Origin of the sequence: Bifidobacterium rousetti (assembly GCF_008698235.1) — a bacterium.
GTDB lineage: Bacteria > Actinomycetota > Actinomycetes > Actinomycetales > Bifidobacteriaceae > Bifidobacterium > Bifidobacterium rousetti.
The window spans coordinates 1-6,255 of the sequence record NZ_PEBH01000023.1 but is presented as its reverse complement, the minus strand read 5'-3'; the positions used below and the strand labels follow the sequence as shown (position 1 = coordinate 6,255).

Annotated in this window: 9 protein-coding genes; 8 read left to right on the top strand and 1 reads right to left on the bottom strand. The window is 59.9% G+C overall.

Going from position 1 to position 6,255, the window contains the following annotated elements:
- The 8 genes from CSQ85_RS13240 to CSQ85_RS12770 all read left to right on the top strand — a co-directional run.
- A partial coding sequence (locus CSQ85_RS13240) for a hypothetical protein (RefSeq protein WP_190973050.1) occupies positions 1-223 on the top strand: 223 nt, incomplete at its 5' end.
- 126 nt (positions 224-349) lie between these two features.
- The gene (locus tag CSQ85_RS12800) at positions 350-748 is read left to right on the top strand and encodes a hypothetical protein (RefSeq protein ID WP_150384338.1); all 399 of its coding nucleotides are present in this window, start codon (positions 350-352) and stop codon (positions 746-748) included.
- 36 nt (positions 749-784) lie between these two features.
- The gene (locus CSQ85_RS12795; protein WP_150384337.1) at positions 785-1,516 is read left to right on the top strand and encodes a hypothetical protein; all 732 of its coding nucleotides are present in this window, start codon (positions 785-787) and stop codon (positions 1,514-1,516) included.
- 331 nt (positions 1,517-1,847) lie between these two features.
- Positions 1,848-2,234, top strand: a complete 387-nt coding sequence (locus tag CSQ85_RS12790) for a hypothetical protein (protein WP_150384336.1) — start codon at positions 1,848-1,850, stop codon at positions 2,232-2,234.
- 223 nt (positions 2,235-2,457) lie between these two features.
- On the top strand, positions 2,458-2,877 hold the full coding sequence (locus CSQ85_RS12785) for a hypothetical protein (protein ID WP_150384335.1): 420 nt from the start codon (positions 2,458-2,460) through the stop codon (positions 2,875-2,877).
- Between the two features lie 81 nt (positions 2,878-2,958).
- Positions 2,959-3,396, top strand: coding sequence for a hypothetical protein (locus tag CSQ85_RS12780; protein WP_150384334.1), 438 nt, complete (start codon positions 2,959-2,961; stop codon positions 3,394-3,396).
- Positions 3,397-3,526: 130 nt separating this feature from the next.
- A complete protein-coding gene (locus CSQ85_RS12775) occupies positions 3,527-3,850 on the top strand; it encodes a hypothetical protein (RefSeq protein ID WP_150384333.1) in 324 nt (107 codons plus the stop codon).
- Positions 3,847-5,163 carry a type II toxin-antitoxin system HipA family toxin gene (locus tag CSQ85_RS12770; protein WP_150384332.1) on the top strand — a complete coding sequence of 439 codons (1,317 nt, stop codon included), beginning with the start codon at positions 3,847-3,849 and terminating at the stop codon, positions 5,161-5,163. The genes CSQ85_RS12775 and CSQ85_RS12770 overlap by 4 nt, the downstream gene beginning before the upstream one ends.
- Before the next feature lie 3 nt (positions 5,164-5,166).
- On the opposite strand, the gene CSQ85_RS12765 is transcribed toward CSQ85_RS12770, so the two are convergent.
- Positions 5,167-6,042 (bottom strand): hypothetical protein, encoded by an 876-nt coding sequence (locus tag CSQ85_RS12765; protein WP_150384331.1) that lies wholly within the window; start codon positions 6,040-6,042, stop codon positions 5,167-5,169.
- Positions 6,043-6,255 lie beyond the last annotated feature (213 nt).

The window sequence follows — 6,255 nt, the reverse complement described above, 5'->3', positions numbered from 1 at the left end:
AGACCGTACAGGCAGCGAACTGATCATCGTCGCAGAGCCGGGCGAAGACCAAAGTGCGCAAGAATCCGGGCACTACCTGCTGGTTTTGGGTTTGATAATCAAACCAAAATGCGATAAAATTATTGCAACAGGACGGCGTGAAGCCAAGCCTGACCTTAGAAAAGGGCATATCATGATCATTCAAATCGAAGGAACCTTCGAAGGTACGCTGGTCCAGTTGTGAGCACACAGCCTGACGGTTGAGACCAGTAGCGAGTATTGCGACAGTAAAGGCTGTCCAATTACATATTTCATCGCCGAGGGGAGGGCTTTCCGCGTCAACCCAGATGATGGCACCCTCGAACGCTTCATGGCGACCGAACTGGATAACGGGATGCGCTACGGCGGATGGCAGATCATGGGCGACGAGCCGATCTGTGCCGTGGACGTGATCGAGGACCTCTCCGCCTACGAGAGACGTATAACCCACTCCACACAAATCACCGACCGACTGTACGCCGTCACACTCACGGAGGAAGCCACCTTCGCGCGCAAGGTCGAGGAAGCGTGCAAGGACCTGCGTCCCAACTACGACGACCTGCCGGCCAAAACGGTTCCGACCGCAACGCTGGAGGACCTGCTGATGACGTTCGGCAAAGTCCGCTTCGTCTCATGGTCCAAGGACGCGCATGGCCGCGAGCTGCGTGGGACGTTGAAGGTGATCCGCAAGCCGGGTCGCGCCCCGTGGGTCGAAACAGACTTCGACTGACAGAATCCATTTCCGACAGCTAAGGGGGAATCTGAAATGAGCAACAAGAACTCTTGCACCGACGAGGACTTGGACGTGAAATTCCAAGCCGAAGCCCTCGAGACGATCCGTACGACCAGCCCATCGCGACAGGAAGCGGAGGCGCTGATCGAAACCATGCTGCAGCCCGGATCCGATATTCTGGACTACGACACCGACGGCCTGATTGATGCCCTGATCGGCATCGTGGACGTACTCGACCCCGAGACGGTCCTCGCGACACGGCTCGAACGCCATGGCGACATCCGCCGTTGTCTTAATCCGCGCAATATGGGCGACTTGCCAAATGATGACGACTTCTCCATCGGGGAACTCTTCGAACGGTACCGCATCCATGACCGGCATGAGCATACGCCCGAACAATATGACCGGCTGGCCCATGCCATCGACGATGCCCAACAATGTCAATTTTGGTCGTATCTTGATCCCGACCACAAATATTTCGACCCCGTCTCTCCGGAATCCATCCAGACCATCCTTGACGCGTACAACGAGGATCCGCAGAACTTCTACGCGTACGCGCACGATGCCATCAACTATGTGATCAACCACTGCAAATACCGTGTGTATGACACCATCACTTGGGCGATCGTCGAAGGATGGCATCCCGCGAACCCCCGATGTGACGTCCTCTTGTGGATCTCTCGACTGCCGGATGACGCCGACCAGCTAGCAGCCTACCTCAGGCATACCTCTCCTGTGACTACTTCTCCTGTTACCTACCCATAGCCATGTGGCATTCGGCTGATCGAAAATACGCCGGCCGGCCGTATGCCGTAAACAGGAAGACATGAAACTTCGTTTGAACCTGAAAAGGACAAGATAATACCGTGTCTACACGTTCGATCGTGATGCCGTTCGCGGCGTTCCACGGAACGCGAAGACTCATGTTGCCGTAAATCTCTTGTCGTGTATTTCGTGGAATATCTCAGTGACGGGAATCCTGTCAAGTGATAGGAAAGAAAGGATGGGCATGTCCCCATTGGAATTGATGGCACGCCGCAAGCGCATGGGTCTGTCGCAGGAGGAACTGGGACGGTGCTTGGGCTTGGTGTCGCCCATGCCTGACGGTTCACCGCGTCCTCCGGTCAAGCAGGCCACGATCGCCGGCTGGGAGGGGGCAAGGGGTATCCCCGATTGGGCCGACGAGCAACTGCCCGAACTGCTTTATCGCATCGACGAACAGGCAGACGTCATGTGCGATCGGATCGGCGAGATCATCGAGCACTCAAGCGGGGTGAGGAACAGCCCGACTGTCAACATACGCGGATATGCCACCGACATGGAGTTCTGGCGTGACTGGCCGGACATGACCGGATGGCCTCACATCATGTGGAACATGGCAGCCACCGTCGCGATGGACGAGATGCGCGAGGAATACGGCATCATCACCACCCTGATCGACGGTGACGACCACACCTTCGATACCGCGGAAAGCGATATGTGATCCGTTGCCGGTTCCGGTATACTGATCATTGTCATCCGGTTTCCGGGTGGCGTCTGTCGTCGTCACACTGGTGGGCGTGTGAATGATGGTGTGGGACCCAATTCCCGCCACGGGTTGAAACATATTCGCTTTCGGTCCTGAAAGCATAAAAGAGGTGGTGGCCGCGCTCGGTTGCGCGGCCACTGTCTTATCCCACGCTGACGTACGACAGAAAGGGTTAGTTTTGGCTTGGTATCACATCACCTATGCGTGCGGGCATGATGACCGCGTGCAGATCTACGGGACGAACGCCCACGGTGAACGCGAACGCAAGGCCGAATGGTACGGGACGATCCTGTGCCCGGAGTGCGAGCGGAAGGCGCGCGACGAAGAGAATCGGAAGCATGCTGACTGGTGTGCCGAACATGGTTGCGTCAACCTGGAAGGCAGCGAGAAACAGGTATTGTGGGCGAACTCGATCCGTTTCCAAGTGCTGCGCGGCCTAGAGAAAGCGTATGCCGGGTTGCCCGCTGATGATGCGACGGTACGCGAGAAGGGCGCGGGGATCATTCGCAGGCTGAAGGAAGAGACGCGCGCGTCGTGGTGGATCGACAATCGCTTCAGCGGTAATTTCCGCATGGCCATAGCCATCGGGAAGGAATGACCATGTTCGACCGTGACGACCGCGAGAATCTAGCCATATCCAATCAGGTCATTGACGAGATCAAAAGGGAAGAGGAGTGACATGGGGTTCAATGCGACCGTTATTGACGTCGACAGCGGGAAGCAATATGCGTGCGAGTTGCCGTTCACTGTCGAGGGAACCGTGGAATTCGCCAGGGAGCTCGACATGCCGGCATACAGGTTCGTGTTCTGGACGTACGAGAACGTTTGTCCGCTTATGGTCACGAAGCTGGAAACAGACGGTCATACCATGCTCAACGATGAATTCGTCAACGCGTTTAAAGGCCGGGAGCGTTTGGACAGGATGAACGCCGCATGCGCCCAGATCATCTCGATCGGGAACGACGAAACACAGGAGCGAAGGACGGTAAAGGCCATCACCGATTACAGGAACAGGCATAACGGGCAGATCTGGTTCGCCGACCTATTGCGGATCTGCTACGACATCGCCGACGAGGATGCGGCAAAGCCGGATCGGTCTGACCCCGATTCGCTTTGAACAAGGCATGAAGGACTGTCTCTGACACTGATGGCTCTTGGAACGGTGTCCAAGATGAACGGGGCGGCTTGCTGGGATGATGGCATATGACGGTATGCAAGGCTGGGAGGCGTGTATGGAACATAATCCGATGGAATCCAGGCGGGAGATGCTGGCGAAATACGACCGGCTACAACCCCCGGAGGGCGCATTAATAGTCGTCGAATCAAATCCGTTGCGATACCTGTCGGACATGGACAGGGTCGCGGAAGCGGTCTCCCGGCGCATGGGGGAGCGGGGGTTGGATGCCGGCCGCCTTGCCGCCATGGCTCATGTGGACCGGGCGACGGTCGACGGCATGCTCGGCGAGAAACCGGTGCCGATCGCCGACGCGCGTGCCGTACTCGATGCGCTCAGGATCCGCAGTCATGTGTTCCCGATCGAATACGCCATGGAACGGGAGTCCGGGCGATGAGCAGAAGATTGTACGCATGGGACGGCGACCGTCTCGTGGGCGTGTTCACGCGCGACGGGGACGGGAACACGTCCTTCGCATACGACAGTGCGGGCGGCGGCATGCAGATCAGTCTCAGCCTGCCGTCCGACGGTGAGTGGCAGCCGGGCGCGCCCGCCGCGTTCCTTGACAACCTCCTGCCCGACAATCCCAACGCCCGCATGGCCATGGGCTCCGGGCGCGGGTTCGGACAGGCCGACACGTTCGATCTGCTCGCCGACGTCGATTCGGTCGGCGGGCTCGTGTTCACACGGGAGCCGGAACCGCCTTCCGGGGACATCGTGTTGGCCGAGGCCATCGCCGACCAGCTCGCCGACGAGGCCGACAGGATCGCGCGGACCGGCAACAACTGGTGGGACGACGACATGCACTGCCGGTTCTCCCTGGCCGGCGCGCAGGGCAAGTTCACGCTCACCCGGCTCGGGGGCGCATGGTACTGGCCCAACGCCCTGTTGCCGTCCACACACATCCTCAAACCGGCGCCACGGCGTCTCCCCGATGCCGCCCGGGTGGAGGCGGCGACCATGAGGCTCGCCGCATTGTGCGGACTGGACGCACCCGCCCGGTTCGTTGAATCCATGGGAGGGACCATGGTGTATGTGGTGGAGCGCTTCGACCGGCGCATCGAACGGGGGCGGATCCGCCGTATCCGGCAGGAGGATCTGCTTCAGGCCATGGGCTTGCCGTCGCGGGATAAGTACGAGCCGACCGCGGACGACTGCCTCGACCTGCTCGCCAGGGTCGACCCGACGGGGGAGCTGCGTTACCGGTGGCTGGAGCGGCTCGCGTTCGCCGTTTCGTCCGCTGACTGCGATGCTCATGTGAAGAACTATTCACTGCTGTACGACGGGGCGGGGATCCGGCTCGCCCCTGTGTATGACGCCGTCGCCACACGCTACTGGCCGGTCTTTGACCAGGAGCTCGCCATGCCTGTCAATCCGGACCACCAGTTCGCCGAATGGACCACACCCCAGGACTGGGCAGCGCTGGCGTCCCGGCACGGGCTTGACCCGGACAGGGTCGTGGACACGGCCCGCCGCATCGCCGGCCTCGTACTCGCGCACATGCCCGAAACCGTCGAGGGAATGGACGAAAGGATCGCCGGCAGACTCCGATCATGCTGGACGAAAGCCAGCGAAAGCATCGAACCGATACAACCCGACCTGATCGAACAGCAGGAAGTGCCCGAAGTGGGGAACAACCCAATGGCCTTCCCCCCAGACCCGGCCAACCCCTTTACATCCGCCATACCAACGGAAGGCCCGCTCCTGTGACGCTTACGCGTCGTCTTCGTAGCCGATGACCTCGTGCTCGACGGTATGGATCACGTCGTCGGGGATGTCCGCGACGTCCAGCAGGTAGGCGACGTCAAGACGGGGGTTGAACAGGCCGAGACGGGTCATGTCCCGGTACACGGGATGCACGGAATGCAAGCCCATGCGCCAGTAGACCAACAATTGCAGCGTGTACGCGGATGACGGCTCATGCATGCTGGTCTTCATATCCCACAATGTGTCCTTTGTCAGGAAGTCCCCGTCACCGCAGGTGATGAGATCCGTGTACCCGCCCTCGAACGAGAACGCGTCCCATACGATCGGTCCATACTCAGATAGGAACGAGAGCGTGCGTGCGACCATGCGACGGATGTTCCAGATCGTGTCCGGGGACGGCGGCTTGCGCCGTGCGCCGCGGAAATAGCGGACGCCGCGACGGCCGGCCACATCATACGAGCACAGCAGCACCGCAGCCGAAATGGAATCGTCGTCAAACCCCTGGATCGCCTCGGCCAATTCCAAGGCTCGACCGTATTCGCCCGCCAGACGGGCGCCGAACAGGGGCGTATCGAACGCGGACTCCACATCGTCACCGCCCGCGACACGGGACAGATAGTCCACGGCCAAACCCATCGTCGACGCGCGCACATCCTCGCCTTCACGCAACGGGGTAGTGTCGCCCAAGTCAATTCGCTGAAACTTGGACACAGGCAGGTATCCGCCGCGCGGCTGTCGGATCATGCGGATCCGCGTCGTCACCGGCATCGGACTGTCCGTACGACGGGCGAGTTCGGCCTGCCTGGCGGCGTCGGCCTCCATGGTGTCCACATCCCTTGTATCCCAACCCATGTCGGGATCATACCCGTCCTTGAATCTCATACCCATCCCACCCTTCCCACACGGCGATACCGCATGGACTGGTATGGCTTTCAGGGGACTTTCAGGAAACCTGCATCGCACACGCAACAACCCGTGGTTACATGGATACCAACGCGGGACGAGGGCCCCGCGCGAATGAACCGCACCCCGATTGTTGGACTGAAGTAATTCAGATTCGATGATCGGAGGTGCGGTTTCTCATGTCAGGGGATC